This window comes from Brakhagea slesvicensis, from assembly GCF_052161625.1.
Lineage (GTDB): Bacteria > Planctomycetota > Planctomycetia > Pirellulales > Pirellulaceae > JBKCUI01.
On record NZ_CP197412.1, the window covers coordinates 755,625 to 770,405 of the forward strand.

Consider the following 14,781-nt stretch of genomic DNA (forward strand, 5'->3'; position numbering starts at 1 on the left):
GAATAAGAGAACGAGAGGGAGCGACTACCGGTAGCGGCGCCGACTGTTCGCGGCACGAAGACGGTTCGCCGATCGAACCAGGCGAGCACGAAGGCCGGGATTGTTGCGATTCGCCCGCGAGGTAGCCTTCAAGCGATCACCCCCGCATACTTTCATCTCCCTTTGGATCGCGGATTCCCAAGCCGACTTGGCGTCCTCAAGCTCCTCTTCGGGGTCCTCGGTCTCCTCGGAGAGCTCCCCGTCTTCTTCGTCCTCCTCCAGTACCTTGGAAGGCTTTACGCTCTTGGAGGAATACAGGCCTCGAGCTTCATAACTTGCGATCTTCGCCTCGAGCTCAGCAATTCTTTTGGTCTTCGCGGGATCGAGCTGCGAACTAGGAACAGATTTCAAACGAGACATAGGGGCAGTACCCTTTCGGAATGAATGGAAATGAATAAAAGAGAATCGAATGCTTTATTATTGCACTGAGTTGCACTAAGGAAATGCATGCGAAAAGACAAGGGGCGAGGAAATTAAGAGGAGGGGTTTCCAAAAGGTCGTGGGTCCCTTCTGAGGTTCGAAAAAACCTGCGGTCAAAAAATCTCGACTCTCGCCGAACTATTTAGCTTTCTAATTCTGCGAGGAGGTAAATAAGTCGGACAGATTCGCGATTTTCCGACCGCACAATTTTCGAATAGCGAAAAGGGACCCAAGGAATTTTTGAATTCTCGATTTCGGAAATTTCGATCGCTCAGAAATTTTCGATTCACGAATTTTCAATTTCTGATTTTTGGAAACGAAAAAACCGAGCTCCTGAATTTTCCGAAACTCGGTTTCGAGATTTTCAATTCTGATTTCGTCGCGCAGAAATTCGCGACAGCACAATTTTTAGAAATCGATTTCTTCGGTGGCCGCTGATCGTCTCGCCGAATTCGCCCTCGAGTTGAACTTCTCTTGGAGGTCATGTTCTCCAATTTGCTCCAAAAGCCACTGGATGCCGTGGTAGGGAGTCGCGACCGTCTTGCCGTTACGAAGAGTCGCGTGTCGCAAATTCAATCCGTGGAAGATCCTGTAGAGAGCATCGAGTTGATTTGGATCAAATTTCAAACTCACGTTTTTGGATTTGTAGCCGGGCATTTCTCCGACCACCAAAGGGAGATCGATCGAAACCGTTTTGACCGAAACCCGAATTTCCGTTCCGTCCTGCATGGCAATTGCTCCTCTGTTCCTTGGTTTAACTTCCAGCACACTTCCCCGACGCCGCCCAGCAATGTTCCCCAATGCTCCTCGGCGTTTCTCCCTGACGCTCCCGACCGCGAATTGTAGCGACATACGCGAAGGAGTCGAATTTAATGATCGAGAAAGAAGGAGCGGGCGCAACTGGCGAGCGGGAGGAAAAAGGATCCTGGGGGGAAGGGCTCTCGGCTGATCGAAAATTTTGAAATTTTGCCGATGCGAAATTTTTTCGCGTTTCAGAAATCAGAAATTCTAAAAATTTCCCCCTGCGTTGCTCTCTTATATTCTTATATATAGCAACGTAGGGGGAAATTTTCGAAAAACTTGATTTTGAAAATCGATTTTCAATTTTCAGAATTCAAAAATTCAATTTTTGGGATCGGGTTCGACCGAATGCCCCTCCTTCCAGGGACGTCTTCCCACCTCTCGCGCTAGCTAGTCGCTCCAGCTAGTCACCCATTACCCACCGACCGAGCCGGAGGACTGCGCCCGAATAGTCTCGGTTTTCGGGTTTATCTCTGTTGACCGACGTTTCCCGCTCCTGGAGAATCTGGATACCCTCGGGCGACGGTTCGAGGGTTTGAAGGTAGCCGGCTGATCCCCGGCGCGCGAGTTCCACCGGGAATCTGTTCCTTGGGTCCCCGGTGGCGCTCGGCCTCTTCACCAACAAGGAACAATCTGATGAATCATCCCGTACATCCGGAGGCGGTTGCCGACCTCCAGGAGCTACTTGCACTTTGTTCGCTGAAGTTCGATCGTCTTGCTTCGCAGGAGATGGACACTCTCGGCTTTGTATCTTGCTGCGAGGAGTTAGAGAGTCTTCTTCTGAATGCTTCTCGCCTTAAAGCTTTTCCGGATGATATCACCCTTGCATTCAGGCGAGCTTACGGATACAGCGAGAAGCCGGGATCCTTTTCGGTGAACTTGAATTTTCGATTCGGAGTAGTCGAAAGTTTAGTTGGGTATTCACGGTGGAAGCATTCCCTCATAGACGAAGAGAATTATTTCTCGGGAAAGCTTTGGATTCTCACCGCTGGAACGATCGCCGAAACTTCGATCGGCAAGCGATTCGAGGCGATCTGTGAATCATCGGAAGGGGCTGGGTTCGACGAAGACGCGGAGGACCTGCGAGCATGGCCGGAAGTTTGCCGGCGGTACGCTCTTGCTGCTATGCTCCTGGGGCGATGTCTTTTGGGCAGTCCGTCACGCGGTCCCGATCCCCTTTTCCTTACGCGAGCTGGCAAACTGCTTGAGAATCAAGACAGTGCGAAAGCCGATGCGGTCGATTTGAAAAGTGATACCGCGAAGAGCTGCAATCATTTGCCGGAGCATGCACCGGATAAAGATGCTGGCGATGATTCATCGAGAGATTCATCCCTCAAGGGGATGGATTATTTCCGCGAGCACATGGAGAAAGACGCTTCGCAGGTTTGCGTTTTGTATTTCGTCGGCGTGCGAGGAATGCTGATAGGCAAGGCTATCGATGCGATGCTTGAGCATTACCCGAATAGCAAGTACAGGATTTGGAGGAGTCCTCATTCTGGCACACCATGGAACCATGCCTTCGGAACGAAGTTTACAGAAACGTGCAAGAACAATGGGGTGCTAGTCAAGATCGGCGGTAAACGTTGGGCTGCTTGTGATTCCTTGCTCCCGACGTTGATGGAGATCGCGAAATCCAAAGGTTGGTAGTCCCCGAAAAGCCGAGAAATCCCTACGTAGGGATTTTGTTTGACGTGTTTTCCTTGCGAGTGTATTCGATTCTCTAAAATTTTTGCTCTTGAATCCTCGGTGTTTTTGTTGGTCAAAAAGACGCTCGAGGAACTTTGTTTGATAAAAAAATCCCGATGTTCTTTCGGCGGGATTTCTCTTTCTACATTTCTCTTCGTTGCGTTGACCAGCACAAGGAGAAATAAATATGGCACAAGACAAAAAAACCGATCGCAAGAGTCTTTTGACTGCTCGAGACGTTGCTGAGCGACTCCAGGTAAATCCCAGAACCGTCCACAATTGGAAGGATCGCGGAATGCTCCCGTATGTCAGACTTTCGAGCCGGGTAATTCGATTTGATACTGATGTTGTCGATGAGTTTGCCGAGTCGAATTCGATCGGTCTTCAACACGAAGAGCCGGCACACGTTTAACACACTGGATCGCCGGTAGCGTCTTCGATCGATTCTCAGCGCTCAGCGTTGCCGGCGGTCCTCTTTCATACTTTCACGCATCACACGGGCGCCGGTACCCCTGCGATGTCACCTTCTTACCGGATGGAGTCTTTGTTATGTCAGAAGGTATTTATTCGGCTGTTGACTATCTCGCAGCAAAAAAAGCGAACATCAAGAAAGGCAAAGCTTTCGACCTCTTTTCCGTTGCAAGCGAAGTTGCTGCGAAGAATCGCGAAGTTGATGAACAACTCATCAAGACACTTGAAGCCGAAGGGATCGGAGCATCGGAATTTGATGCGACGGTTAGGGATTTTGTGAAGCTACCGGCCTTGAAGGCTGCTTCTGCTGATGGAGATAGATCGATTGAGCCCGTTTTGGAACGACTGTTAAATCGGCTGGATCCAGCTTATCAACAACTCGCTAGAACCAGGGATTCGCTTGGCAAGCACTCTTCCGACCATAAGACGCGGCTTAACGCATTATCGATCGAGATTGCCCAACTCGAAAACAGACTCAAACTGGCGAGCGATTCGAATAACCACGAATACTTTCAAAAGAAGGTGGACGAGTTGAAAGGAAAGATGCTTCGGCAAAAACGCGAAGCTGCAGTCGCGGAGATCCTTTTCCTTCAAGCTCGCGATAACTGCCTGCTTTTCATGCGGGGACAACCGCTAGTGGAACTGCCTGGGGTCGAGCGAGCGCTCTTCAGTCATATCGAAAATGAGATCGCCGACAATGAAAAGGCGAATGAACAGCATGGCGAAACAATCGCGATGCGAACTAGACAACTGCGAGAGATCGATTTCGAAAAGATGGATCCAAGCGTATCGGAGAACTCGCAAAGGACCTACTCGGAAGAGATAGCACGCAAAAAGCTTTTCATTGAACGAAACAAAGCTTTGAATGCGAAGTTGAAAGCCTGGCTCACTGAAATTCAACCGGCTGAGATGGCCGTGCTGTAGTTCCGTTATCGCCCGAATTCAATAATCGTTTTGCGTTCGCATTGGACGTAAAAAAACCCGCGATCGAGTTGGGGAACCGATCGCGGGTTGCAACAAAGAGGAGCTCACCAAAAGCCATGAACATTATAGCACCATGCCACCAACAAGCCAAGGAACGGCGCCCAAATGGTCGACCGCTGCGCAGTGCCCCATCTGCGAATCTGTTAGGAAATGCGCGATCTCTGCCGACGGTCGTCGCGCGTTGTGCTGGCGAGTTAAATCTCAACATCAAATTCAAAACGGTTCATTCCTTCACTTCCTGGATGAAGGCTATTTACAATCACTCCCGAAGAGGACTGTTTCAAGCAAGCCACCGAAGGACGAAAAGCCCTTCCTCCAGGATTTCCGAACCTGGCTTGACGCTAGCAAGGAATCGAGTCGCAAGCCTTCTCTTCAACAATGGGTTGAGAAGCGAGGCGTCACTATGAAATCACTTCGTAGGCTCGGAGCGATCGCATATAGCCGACCTGATTACCTTTTGATCCCGGAGAGGCGAGAAGACGGGCTCGTTGTCGGTATTGAGAATCGATTTTGGGAACCGATCAAAGAGTCAGACGGTTCAGAAACTCGGTTTAAGTTTCGTCACAAGAGGGGTTTTAAGTTCTCCGACTCCTGGGAACAGAACGCACTGGGAGCCCTGATTATTGTCGAAGGCGGATTCGATACGTGCGCGGCGATGGATGCCGGCTTCGCTGCGATCGGCCGACCATCACGGCTTTGCAATTTCGACAAAGTTCACGCACACGTTAAAGGGTTCGAGGGATCGGTTTTTCTCCTTTGCGAAAACGATGCACAAGGCGAGGAACAAAAACAGATTCGACAAGACGTCAAACGCAAAGCGAGCGAGCTGGAAGAGGCAACTGGGAGAAGGGTTTTTGTTGCGAGCCCACCGAAGGAGCATAACGACTTCGCCGATTGGTGGTTTGCGCTGACCGGAGGCGAAGGGTTCAAGCTTACGCCGGCCGATCGCCGAAAGATCGGGGCCGACATGCTGCAGCATCTTTACGACGACTCACTAGCGGAAGCGATCGCGAGGAATAAAGACGAAGCGGAGATAATCTCCGATCGCATTCTTATTGAAGCTGAGCTAGCGAGAGCGGAGCGACAAAGCACCGTTGAAGGAGATCTTGATTACTCACATCAAGATAGTTGCGCATTCCATCGACTATTCACGAAGCATGACACCCAAGAGGACTCGGCGTCGAATGTCTATGGTAGCCTTCTCGCTGCTACCCTGGCTTGCAAGTCTTGGAGTTGTGATAGCTGCGCTCGTCGGATCCTCGGCTTCGAATGGTCGCGAGCATTGATCCTCGGATTTGCTCAAGCGGTTCGGATCACCAAGAAAGTTTTCGCGTCGTTGGACTCTGCGGAAAAGGAGATCGAGAGAGGCAAAGGCCTAGGTAACTTGTGGTCTCTTTTCAGTGAGGATAGCGAGGACGGGAAATGTTTTGTTCTCTTCACAAGTGGCGAGATTAAAGGCCGGGCTGACGATGTTTTTAGTATCTGCGATTCGATGGAGGAATTCCGGCGGCTTGCTACATCTCTCAAGCACCATGTTTCAATGGTCGACCGACAGGCACCTAGGCCGATTCGAACCTGTAAGGGACTGCGAAGGACTCCCGAAGTAACCATTGAAGATTGGCAACGGAAAATCGATTCGATCATCGAGAAGACGCAAACGTTGTATTCGGGGGTTCTTTCCGTTTCACAATGCAGCGAATTAAAGAAGATGGCGAAGGAGTCTCCGACCGATCGCGATTATCTGATTTCGCAGCGAAACGGGGTTCATTTCGCATTTTCAAATTTTGCGTTTGAGGGGCTTCATCTTGTTAAAGAGAGATCACGTTCAGATTTCGCATTTGCAATCAAAGACTTAGACGAAGTTCAAGCTTCGGGGCGATGGAGAGCCCAACACACACAAGGTTGGAGCATCACCGACAAGATCGTCACCCCTGAGCAATTGAAAGCGACAGCGAGGCGGCTTGGCCTTCGCACTGAGTCAGTAGAGACCGGGCCGACTACATCCATGGTTGAATGCGAAAGGATGCGAGAGCTACCAACCAATATCGAAAGGGTCCTCGAGGCACTGGAATAAGCCCCTCTCCGCCAGTGGACTCTTCCCCCACCAGGCTAGCCAATCACTACAAGGAACAACCATGGCCACCAAGCAAACTCACCACCACCCAAGCGAGTCGATTACCCTTCCAGAAGGTTACACCCTGGATCGGTTCGGCTTCCTTGTTCGACCACAAGACGCCGCCGGGATGCCGACGACACGCGGGACCCTCGAGGCGATGCGGGCCGTTCGATCGCTTCGGAAGGTTAAGGCATGCAAGATATCTGCTATGCGGTTGAAGAGACTTCTTCGCGATGCCGGCGAGATGGGACACGTTCCGTTGGGTGAGTTCCTTTGCGGGCTCGCTCTTTGCGGTTTCGATGTCCGGCCGAAGCCGTTCTCCCGCGATGCTCTTGTTAACGTATCGACTCGATCGATTCACGATTTGGAGTTGAAGCGAGATCAAAGGTTTGGGAGATGCTAAGCATGGTGGATCCAGGAGAACGATTCGAAGAGAACATCGGGAGAGCTATAAAGCTGATGCGGATCATCCTGCGGCAAGGCCGCTTCACCGATGAGGAGCGAGCGAGGCGACAATCGATCCTTGATGAGTTGCTTCTCGCGCTGGACGACTGGAGCCGACTGGATCTTCCTATCGAAGGGATGTCTCGGGAAAGACTACTCCAGCACGAAGCTGATGTCCTGGAAGCCGGGGAAAGGGTCCGAGCTGCCGTAGACCGCTGTAAGGATTTTGTGATGCAGACGAATCGAACCGGTGGCTACAATGGCGAGCGATCGGGCGGCGAGTCCTAGCGATCACACCACACACACCAAGAGGGAGACACAACAAGATGGCAAGACCACGCGAGCCGTTAGACCTGAGCACCTATCGAAACCGGTTCGCCGATCGGTTGGTTAAGCTGCGAGCAAAAAACAAGATGCTCGCGGAAGATGTCGTAGCTGAGCTGCACGCGAGAGGAGTCCCGTTTTCGAAAGCTGCTTTGTTTCGACTGGAGGCCGGAAAGTCTAGCCCTGACCTGGATATCATTCCCGAACTAGCTGCAGTTTACGGGGTAACCCCTCGGTTACTTTTTCCCGAAAAGTAGAAAATCGGTTGTTGCGAAAATCGAAATAACTGTATAATGCCACGCACAGGAGGCCGAAGCCGATGAAGACCGAAACCAAGCAAGAAGACCGACAACACTGGATTGCATGCTACCAAGCTGCATCCCCGGCGGTTGCGATGCTTGAGTTTCGCGCCCCTTCGGTTTGCTTCTGTCGTCGGGTTGGAGATGGGACCTATACCGCGATCGCCAAAAGCATCTATACGGAGTTTTTTACTCTTCAGCAAATGGAGGCTATTTCGCTTGCTGGATGGGTTGGGGCTCGCATGCAAGAAGGATTCCTAGACGATGAAACGATACACCCTAAGGACCTGCTTTGCATGTTCACAAGGCCTGCTCCTGCTGTATGTCAATTGTTCGGCTGGGGCTGGCTCGCAAAAGCTTCCCATCGTCGAATTGATCGAGCGTTCCAATTCACCTTCGACACGTTGTTGGGCAATTGGGACATTGTTGGAAAGACCGCCGAGATATTGAAGAAGAAGCAATTCCACTTCCTGGACTGCATACCCGGCGGCAAGTGTTAATGGGCCGTTGAAATTGGATTCATATAAAACAACTGCGCTACCGGTACGCACTTACTGAGTGTACTGGGGCGAATGTTAATAAACGAACTTCATGAGTTGGGGAAGTCATGGGCACAAACAAAACTTGTAAAAACTCTTCTCTTGATGAAGATGCAATAACAACCGCATGCACACACGAAGCGGGGCACTGTGTTATGCGGTGGGCTAGAACCGGGGTTGTTACCGACTCGATTGTATACCCTGACGGTTCGGGCTGTTCTTTTGCGAGCGAGTCACGCATTCGTTTGGAAGATAATGTTTTGATTTCGCTTGCTGGAATAGCTGCTGAAACAGGTTGCGGACTCTTGAAAATTGATCTGCAACGATCGATGTTTGCCGACCTGGACTACACTAGGTCGGTCCTCAGTGCAAACGACGCATTGCGAATAAAGGTTTCTGAACGGCTTGAGTGCGAAACCATAGCGGTTGAAGAAGCTTTGCAGTACTGGTTTGGTAGAGCATGCGAATCCCTTTCTCCATGGTTCGGCTTGGTAGAGTTGGTTTCCGGGATACTCGAATCCAACGTGGGCCATGTAGTTACAGGAAACTACCTTGAGTCAATTGGAGTGTTTGAATGAGCACACAGCAACAAAACCCAAAGTTCTATGTCGATGTCCAGGCGTCTTTCCGTCTCAATGCGATCTTGCCCGCATCCAGCGAGGCAGACGCGGCAGAGAGATTTGTCAAGCAATTAAACAAGCTGCTTGGATGCGAGATATCGGTTACCGATGTCTACACGTCCCCGAATGTTTCGCTCCCATGCTTCGACGATGAAGAGGATGAATAACCATGGCGTCACTCGTTACACCAAAGCAATCGCCCAAGCATCGATGGGTTCAGTTTTATTCCCCATGCGGCCGGCGGAAGACGTTGCGACTCGGCGAGTCAAACGACTTGGACGGTTCGAAGCATGTTCGCCTAGTCGAAGCGTTGCTCGCATCGATCATCACCGGGAGATCGATCGAACCACGCTATGCGGTCATGATCGGGGATCTGAAGCCGGAGATCCGGGAGCGGTACATTCGCTGCGGACTCATTAGCGCTGAAGCTGGGGAAGAGGGCCCTGGGAGGAAGGCTACCCAAGTTTCGACCCTCGGCGAGTACTTGGAACAATTCGTTCAAGGCCGGAAGCTGGATATCAAAGAATCCTCCCAAGTCGCATTCAACCACACACGCAAGAGGCTGGAGGAGTACTTCGGCAAGTCGAAGCCGATGCGGGACATTACCGCGGTGGATGCTCGCGCGTTCCGAACCTGGCTTGCCGGCACCAACAAGCGGGACAAGGTGAAGAAGGGCGAGGAGAAGAAAGGCCTTTCGCACAACACCATTCGCCGCCGGATGGGATTTTGCAAACAAGTCTTCTCGGAGGCTGTCTCCGATGGGATCGTTGATCGAAACCCGTTCGAAAGGTTGCCGGCTTCGGTTCGATCGAACAAAGACCGCCAAGAGTATGTTTCCATGGCGACCTTTTCGAAGGTCCTGCGAGCTGCTCCCAATGCTCGTTGGCGTTCGCTCTTGGTACTGGCTCGGCTGGGAGCACTTCGGATCCCCTCGGAGGCCGCCAAGCTTGAATGGGCTCACGTTGATTTCGAGGCCAAGAGAATTCACGTTGTGGGATCGAGCAAGACCGAGCGACACGCGAAGCGAGAGGTTCGAACCGTCCCTATGCTTCCGGAGATCGAAAAGGAGTTGCTCGCCTGGCACATGGAGGGACCTTCTGGCGAATTTGTATTCCCTGGTCTGACCGGCGAGACGAATCTTAGAACGACACTCGAGAAGATCATCAAGAAGGCGAAGGTACTTCAATGGCCGAAGCTATGGCAGAACCTACGCGCGAGCGGATCGACCGACTTTGCCCGTTCGCTACCTGGACACGTTGCGGCGGCGATCTGCGGACACACGGAACAGATTGCGAAGGAGCATTACTGGCAAGTCACCGAGAGCGACTTGGATGCAGTCATCGAAAGAGCCCGACAACCCGAAGCGATACCCGAAGCTGAAACCGGTGTAAACGGGATGAAAGGGGAGGAAGCGTATACAGAAATCCCTGGGAATTCGCACCATTCCCAATGTTTATGTAGGCCCCAAGTGGACGATATTGGACTCGAACCAACGACCCCCACGATGTCAACGTGGTGCTCTAACCAACTGAGCTAACCGTCCTTTTGTCCCCGCATTCTCTAAATCGGCTCGCAAATGTCAAGAGCACGATACGGATAGTTGCGAGAAGCGAGAAGCGAGAAGCGAGAAGCGAGGGGCATGGAGCATGGAGCATGGAGCATGGAGCAGGGGGCAGGGAGCAGGTGGGGAGTGGGGAGTGGGGAGCAGCCGGTCTTCGCCAGGCGTTTCGAGAGAGAGAGAAACAGTCGAGGACGACTGTTCAACATTGGCCAACGGCCATAAACACCGTAGCCTAGGGCAACGCGTGCTCGGTCCCGTACTGGAATCATGTTGGCGCGAGGAGCTCCAGTCTTGTGTATGGCCTTCAGCCAACAAAACCAGGTGTGGGATTTGAGACCTGGGGTGTTTCGCCAGGCTATGTTGTGCAAGCCCTTCAGGCAAAAGAATCCGTCGAGACGACGGATCTACATTGGGAAACCGTCGAGACGACGCTTCTACACCCCGTACAGCAGTGGTCCTCGACTGCTTCCCCCGTATTCACACTACCGGCCCATCGATCGCCCCTTTTGCCGTCGAATCAACCGGTTGCACCAAGAACTCCGTTCGGAGAATGATGGGTGAACGGCCGTGAATATCTGCAAAACTCGCGAGTCACTCTGTAGATTTTCCCTTGCGCAGAAACAATCGAGGACGACTGTTCGACGCATGCCCCCTGCCCCCTGCCCCCTGCTCCATGCTCCATGCTCCCTGCTCCTCGCCACTCGCCACTCTTGACTTCATCGGGCGGGTATGCTCTTCTTGTTCGCGCTTTGTCTAAGCGCACCTTAGCAACGCCGATTCCCTAGTTTTCCATACGAAACCGACGAAGCCGAAGGTCTCTTCTGTCCCCGCATCCACGGATTCCCATGTCATCTGCCTGTTCGCTGTTGCCTGACCACCAACGTGTCGTCATCACCGGACTGGGAGTGGTTTCCCCGCTCGGCCGCGACCTGGAGTCCTTCTGGCAAAATCTTTCCGCGGGTGTTTGTGGGATCTCCCAACTGGATTGCCTTCCCCATGACAGCCAAACCGCTCGATTCGGTGGGCAAGCCAAATGCTTCACCGGCGATATCGGTGACTTTGGGCCCCTCGACAAGGCCTTGCAACGGGCGATCAAAAAAAATCAAAAGGTGATGTGCCGGGAAATCGAGCTCGGCGTCGCCGCTTGCCAATTAGCTCTCCATCATAGCGGTCTGGCCGATCCCTCCCTCCGCCAGCCGGATCGAACAGGGATCGTCTTCGGCAGTGACTATATCCTCACGCGGCCGGAGGAGTTTGCCGACGGCGTGAAGGCTTGCATGGACGACCAGCACCATTTCCAAATGCCCCTTTGGCCCGGAACAGGACGCTTGCAAGTCAACCCTCTCTGGCTTTTGAAATATCTCCCCAATATGCCCGCCAGCCATGTGGCGATCTATAACGATCTCCGTGGCCCTAGCAATTCGGTCACCATACGCGAAGCGAGCAGTGCGGCTTCGATCACGGAAGCGGTCGCGACGATCCGCCGAGGCTCTGCCGATGTCATGCTCGCCGGAGCGACCGGATCCCGCTTGGAGCCCTTGCGGGCCCTCCATTTCGCCACTTCCGAAAAACTCGCAAACGACTCCGACCCAACCAAAATGTCGCGGCCATTCGGCAAAGACCGTAGCGGTGGGATCCTCGGCGAAGGTTCAGGGGCACTGGTCCTGGAATCGCTGGCACATGCCAAGGTCCGAGGGGCCAAGATCTGGGGCGAAATCATGGGGGGAGCCGGTTCCGCCGTCTGTGCGGAATTGCACGAAGCCAAAATCGATAGCATCCGCATCGCGACTTCAAACGTTCTACGCAGCTTGATACGCAAGGCGGAGGCCGCGGGTGCGAAGCTCGCCCCAGACGCTTGGCATATCCATGCGTGCGGCAAGAGCGAGCCGGAGCACGACCGGTCGGAAGCACTCGGAATCATGGATTGCGTTGGCGAAACCGGCCCTGTGGTCACTACGGCCAAGAGCTATTTTGGCAATTTGGGGGCTGGCAGCGCGGCGGTGGAGATCGTCGCCAGCTGTTTAGCCTTGGAACATCAACAAATTTTTGGACTGATCGATCCCCAAAATGTCGATAGGGATTGCTCCATCCGACCTGCAACCGATGGCGCGCCATCGGGGGACTGGTTCGCTAGCCTTTCGTATTCCAGCCAAGGCCAAGCGGCAGGTGTTTGTATCCGACGTTACGTTTCGGCTTGACAGTCTTTCCGGGAGCTAGTACTCTTTTCGCTCCCAAAAATTCCTAAAAGCCCTTTGTTTTTGACGATTTTTGCTGAGTTTTCAACATGGCAGTACCTAAGAGACGACATTCAAACGCACGATCCGGCAAGCGACGAGCGCATCACCAAAAGAAGCCCCGTCAAATCCAGTTCTGCCCCAAGTGCAGCAGCCCGACTCCGACGCACCACGTATGCCCCAAATGCGGCTACTACATGGGTCGTGTCGTCGTTCAAGTGAGCGAGTAGTAGCGGAACGGGCGTCGGTCTAGCGGGCGGCCCGCTACCTAGCAGGCGTCGGTCTAGCCGGGCGTTCTCTGCCTAGCAGGCATCGGTCTAGCGAGCGTCCTTGACTGCTTCCCTATCTTCGTGCGATCAGCGAACTGGCGGCCCCTTTGCATTCTCGTGTGCTGCGCCTTCGGCGGCCTTTTTCGGAGAATGGTTGCGACGCGTGGAATCTTCTTTGCCAAGCAGGGGTGTGTAGTTCACAAGAACAGTCGAGGACGACTGTTCGACAATGCGCCAACAGTCGAGACGCCGGCTCGACAATCGATCCTGAAAGGATCAAAGCTTGTAGCCGGGGGTTGAGCGCGAGCGATACCCCCGGTCCCCCCCACCCCTTCTTCTATCCCGAAGGGATTAAAGCAATGCGATGGTTTAATCGAGATTGGTGTTCCTGCTTGCAATAGAACGCATCTCGATTAACAACACGAAGATGCTCAGGCGTGCGGCTGGCATCCCGTCGGGATGCTCAGTCCATGGGAATCCACCGGGGGGTATCGCATACGCTCAACCCCCGGCTAATGGCTCGAGTCCTTTCAGGACAAGAACAGCGAAACGTTCGACAGTCGATCTGTTGTCCTCAACAGATCAGCATCGCCTAACGCATCGCGCCAGTCAGGAATCTCTCCCAAGACGCCGTGAGGGAGAGGTGGCTTGGTCGATAGAAAGATGGTACTCAGCGCCGAAACAGTCGAGGACGACTGTTCGACGTTCGCAGGCGGCGCCTTGCCATTGCAATTGGCAAGGATTCTGGCTTGACCATTGGGGGTAAGCATTCGCGAGCGACTGCTGTACAATGCCCCATTCCGGAATGCCTCCTTCTTGTAGGTTCGCACCCCGCTCCAATCTTGAAGAGACGCCGTGCGATGCCCGGCGGAACACCGTTCAGAGAACGGTTACTACACAAGAACCAAGCACTAAGAACCACGAACTAACAACACGTTCTTCGCAACTCACCACCTTTCACTCTCTCACCCAATCACCATCGTGCCGAATATTGCTCTTTTATTTCCTGGACAGGGTGCTCAAACAGTGGGCATGGGCAAGGGGCTTCTCGAGCGAAGTGCGAAAGCCCGTGAACTCTTTGCTGAGGCCTCGACCATCCTTGGCTTTGATCTGGCCAAGCTCTGCACCGAAGGGCCTGAGGCCGAATTGCACCTGACGAACAATTCTCAACCTGCGTTGTTTGTCCATTCGATGGCTGCGTTAGCCGTATTCCTTGAAGAGAAACCGGAGTGTTTGAACTCGGTGGTCGCCCTCGCCGGCTTGAGTTTGGGTGAATACTCAGCCCTCTGTGCCGCAGGGGCCATCTCCTTTGCTGATGGAGTCCGCTTGGTGAGAGAGCGAGGGGCTGCCATGCAAGAGTCGGCTTCCGCGATCGCGAGCGGGATGGCGAGCGTGCTGGGTTTGGAGGAATCGCAAGTGGCAGAATTATGCGACCGAGCTAGGCAACCCGGTGAGGTATTGCAGGTCGCCAATCTTCTTTGTCCCGGGAACATCGCTATTTCCGGGCAATTGGCTTCGCTCGATGCCGCCGAAAAGCTTGCCCCCGAGGCGGGTGCATCGCGATTCATTCGATTGAACGTAGCAGGTGCCTTTCACACGGACATCATGAAACCTGCCGTCGAAAGACTATCGGCCGCTATTGCACGAACGAACCTTCTGCCGCTTCGCTTCCCACTGATCGCCAACGTGGATGCCAGCGAACACCAGGAGCCGAGCGAACTGGGCGGCCTCCTTACTCGGCAAATGGTTTCCCCAGTTTTGTGGGAAGAGTCGCTCCGCAAGCTGTTAGCCATCGGGGTCGATCAATTCTACGAAATCGGTTCCGGTCGCGTCCTAGCTGGCACACTCAAACGCATCGACCGCAAAACCCCTTGCGAATGCTTCGGCGATTAAGAACCCAATGAAGCCTGTCGTACGAATTCAAGAGTGTGAGGCGTTCCTGCCAAGCGATTCCCGGTTGTTGCATAGCCGAGA

Annotated in this window: 16 protein-coding genes, 1 tRNA gene and 1 pseudogene; 14 read left to right on the forward strand and 4 right to left on the reverse strand. The window is 53.2% G+C overall.

What is annotated here, in order from left to right; translation table 11 throughout:
* Positions 1 to 24 precede the first annotated feature (24 nt).
* Positions 25 to 399: a hypothetical protein gene (locus SH467x_RS02945; protein ID WP_482369803.1), complete on the reverse strand. Its 375-nt coding sequence runs from the start codon at positions 397 to 399 to the stop codon at positions 25 to 27.
* Between the two features lie 468 nt (positions 400 to 867).
* Entirely contained in the window at positions 868 to 1,188 is a 321-nt protein-coding gene (locus SH467x_RS02950) for a hypothetical protein (RefSeq protein ID WP_482369804.1), read from the reverse strand.
* 708 nt (positions 1,189 to 1,896) lie between these two features.
* Here SH467x_RS02950 and SH467x_RS02955 point away from each other — a divergent pair.
* The 11 genes and pseudogenes from SH467x_RS02955 to SH467x_RS03005 form a co-directional block, all read left to right on the forward strand.
* Complete coding sequence (locus SH467x_RS02955; RefSeq protein ID WP_482369805.1) at positions 1,897 to 2,907, forward strand: hypothetical protein; 1,011 nt, start codon at positions 1,897 to 1,899, stop codon at positions 2,905 to 2,907.
* Positions 2,908 to 3,133: 226 nt separating this feature from the next.
* Positions 3,134 to 3,358, forward strand: a complete 225-nt coding sequence (locus SH467x_RS02960; protein WP_482369806.1) for a helix-turn-helix domain-containing protein — start codon at positions 3,134 to 3,136, stop codon at positions 3,356 to 3,358.
* Positions 3,359 to 3,495: 137 nt separating this feature from the next.
* Complete coding sequence (locus SH467x_RS02965) at positions 3,496 to 4,341, forward strand: hypothetical protein (protein WP_482369807.1); 846 nt, start codon at positions 3,496 to 3,498, stop codon at positions 4,339 to 4,341.
* Between the two features lie 463 nt (positions 4,342 to 4,804).
* A complete protein-coding gene (locus tag SH467x_RS02970) occupies positions 4,805 to 6,475 on the forward strand; it encodes a hypothetical protein (protein ID WP_482369808.1) in 1,671 nt (556 codons plus the stop codon).
* A gap of 61 nt (positions 6,476 to 6,536) precedes the next feature.
* Complete coding sequence (locus tag SH467x_RS02975) at positions 6,537 to 6,920, forward strand: hypothetical protein (protein WP_482369809.1); 384 nt, start codon at positions 6,537 to 6,539, stop codon at positions 6,918 to 6,920.
* Between the two features lie 2 nt (positions 6,921 to 6,922).
* Complete coding sequence (locus SH467x_RS02980) at positions 6,923 to 7,249, forward strand: hypothetical protein (protein ID WP_482369810.1); 327 nt, start codon at positions 6,923 to 6,925, stop codon at positions 7,247 to 7,249.
* Between the two features lie 38 nt (positions 7,250 to 7,287).
* A complete protein-coding gene (locus SH467x_RS02985) occupies positions 7,288 to 7,542 on the forward strand; it encodes a helix-turn-helix domain-containing protein (RefSeq protein WP_482369811.1) in 255 nt (84 codons plus the stop codon).
* Positions 7,543 to 7,604: 62 nt separating this feature from the next.
* Complete coding sequence (locus tag SH467x_RS02990) at positions 7,605 to 8,084, forward strand: hypothetical protein (protein WP_482369812.1); 480 nt, start codon at positions 7,605 to 7,607, stop codon at positions 8,082 to 8,084.
* 107 nt (positions 8,085 to 8,191) lie between these two features.
* Positions 8,192 to 8,701, forward strand: coding sequence for a hypothetical protein (locus tag SH467x_RS02995; RefSeq protein WP_482369813.1), 510 nt, complete (start codon positions 8,192 to 8,194; stop codon positions 8,699 to 8,701).
* Entirely contained in the window at positions 8,698 to 8,910 is a 213-nt protein-coding gene (locus tag SH467x_RS03000; protein WP_482369814.1) for a hypothetical protein, read from the forward strand. The genes SH467x_RS02995 and SH467x_RS03000 overlap by 4 nt, the downstream gene beginning before the upstream one ends.
* Positions 8,911 to 9,104: 194 nt before the next feature.
* Positions 9,105 to 9,998: pseudogene (locus SH467x_RS03005) on the forward strand (tyrosine-type recombinase/integrase); the annotation flags it as partial.
* A 214-nt stretch (positions 9,999 to 10,212) separates the two neighbouring features.
* On the opposite strand, the gene SH467x_RS03010 reads toward SH467x_RS03005, so the two are convergent.
* A tRNA-Val gene (locus tag SH467x_RS03010) sits at positions 10,213 to 10,286 on the reverse strand.
* 863 nt (positions 10,287 to 11,149) lie between these two features.
* On the opposite strand from SH467x_RS03010, the gene SH467x_RS03015 reads away from it, so the two are divergent.
* Both SH467x_RS03015 and rpmF read left to right on the forward strand, forming a co-directional pair.
* Positions 11,150 to 12,502: a beta-ketoacyl-[acyl-carrier-protein] synthase family protein gene (locus SH467x_RS03015; RefSeq protein ID WP_482369815.1), complete on the forward strand. Its 1,353-nt coding sequence runs from the start codon at positions 11,150 to 11,152 to the stop codon at positions 12,500 to 12,502.
* Positions 12,503 to 12,588: 86 nt separating this feature from the next.
* Positions 12,589 to 12,768: a 50S ribosomal protein L32 gene (gene rpmF / locus SH467x_RS03020; RefSeq protein ID WP_482369816.1), complete on the forward strand. Its 180-nt coding sequence runs from the start codon at positions 12,589 to 12,591 to the stop codon at positions 12,766 to 12,768.
* A 569-nt stretch (positions 12,769 to 13,337) separates the two neighbouring features.
* Here rpmF and SH467x_RS03025 read toward each other — a convergent pair.
* Positions 13,338 to 13,637 (reverse strand): hypothetical protein, encoded by a 300-nt coding sequence (locus tag SH467x_RS03025; RefSeq protein ID WP_482369817.1) that lies wholly within the window; start codon positions 13,635 to 13,637, stop codon positions 13,338 to 13,340.
* Positions 13,638 to 13,788: 151 nt separating this feature from the next.
* On the opposite strand from SH467x_RS03025, the gene fabD reads away from it, so the two are divergent.
* Complete coding sequence (gene fabD / locus SH467x_RS03030) at positions 13,789 to 14,700, forward strand: ACP S-malonyltransferase (RefSeq protein ID WP_482369818.1); 912 nt, start codon at positions 13,789 to 13,791, stop codon at positions 14,698 to 14,700.
* Positions 14,701 to 14,781: the final 81 nt, after the last annotated feature.

What these genes read in the sequence shown, in the direction of transcription:
- SH467x_RS02945 (WP_482369803.1), bottom strand. Translation starts at nt 399, where the DNA reads ATGTCTCGTTTGAAATCTGTTCCTAGTTCGCAGCTCGATCCCGCGAAG.
- SH467x_RS02950 (WP_482369804.1), bottom strand. Translation starts at nt 1,188, where the DNA reads ATGCAGGACGGAACGGAAATTCGGGTTTCGGTCAAAACGGTTTCGATC.
- SH467x_RS02955 (WP_482369805.1), top strand. Translation starts at nt 1,897, where the DNA reads ATGAATCATCCCGTACATCCGGAGGCGGTTGCCGACCTCCAGGAGCTA.
- SH467x_RS02960 (WP_482369806.1), top strand. Translation starts at nt 3,134, where the DNA reads ATGGCACAAGACAAAAAAACCGATCGCAAGAGTCTTTTGACTGCTCGA.
- SH467x_RS02965 (WP_482369807.1), top strand. Translation starts at nt 3,496, where the DNA reads ATGTCAGAAGGTATTTATTCGGCTGTTGACTATCTCGCAGCAAAAAAA.
- SH467x_RS02970 (WP_482369808.1), top strand. Translation starts at nt 4,805, where the DNA reads ATGAAATCACTTCGTAGGCTCGGAGCGATCGCATATAGCCGACCTGAT.
- SH467x_RS02975 (WP_482369809.1), top strand. Translation starts at nt 6,537, where the DNA reads ATGGCCACCAAGCAAACTCACCACCACCCAAGCGAGTCGATTACCCTT.
- SH467x_RS02980 (WP_482369810.1), top strand. Translation starts at nt 6,923, where the DNA reads ATGGTGGATCCAGGAGAACGATTCGAAGAGAACATCGGGAGAGCTATA.
- SH467x_RS02985 (WP_482369811.1), top strand. Translation starts at nt 7,288, where the DNA reads ATGGCAAGACCACGCGAGCCGTTAGACCTGAGCACCTATCGAAACCGG.
- SH467x_RS02990 (WP_482369812.1), top strand. Translation starts at nt 7,605, where the DNA reads ATGAAGACCGAAACCAAGCAAGAAGACCGACAACACTGGATTGCATGC.
- SH467x_RS02995 (WP_482369813.1), top strand. Translation starts at nt 8,192, where the DNA reads ATGGGCACAAACAAAACTTGTAAAAACTCTTCTCTTGATGAAGATGCA.
- SH467x_RS03000 (WP_482369814.1), top strand. Translation starts at nt 8,698, where the DNA reads ATGAGCACACAGCAACAAAACCCAAAGTTCTATGTCGATGTCCAGGCG.
- SH467x_RS03015 (WP_482369815.1), top strand. Translation starts at nt 11,150, where the DNA reads ATGTCATCTGCCTGTTCGCTGTTGCCTGACCACCAACGTGTCGTCATC.
- rpmF (WP_482369816.1), top strand. Translation starts at nt 12,589, where the DNA reads ATGGCAGTACCTAAGAGACGACATTCAAACGCACGATCCGGCAAGCGA.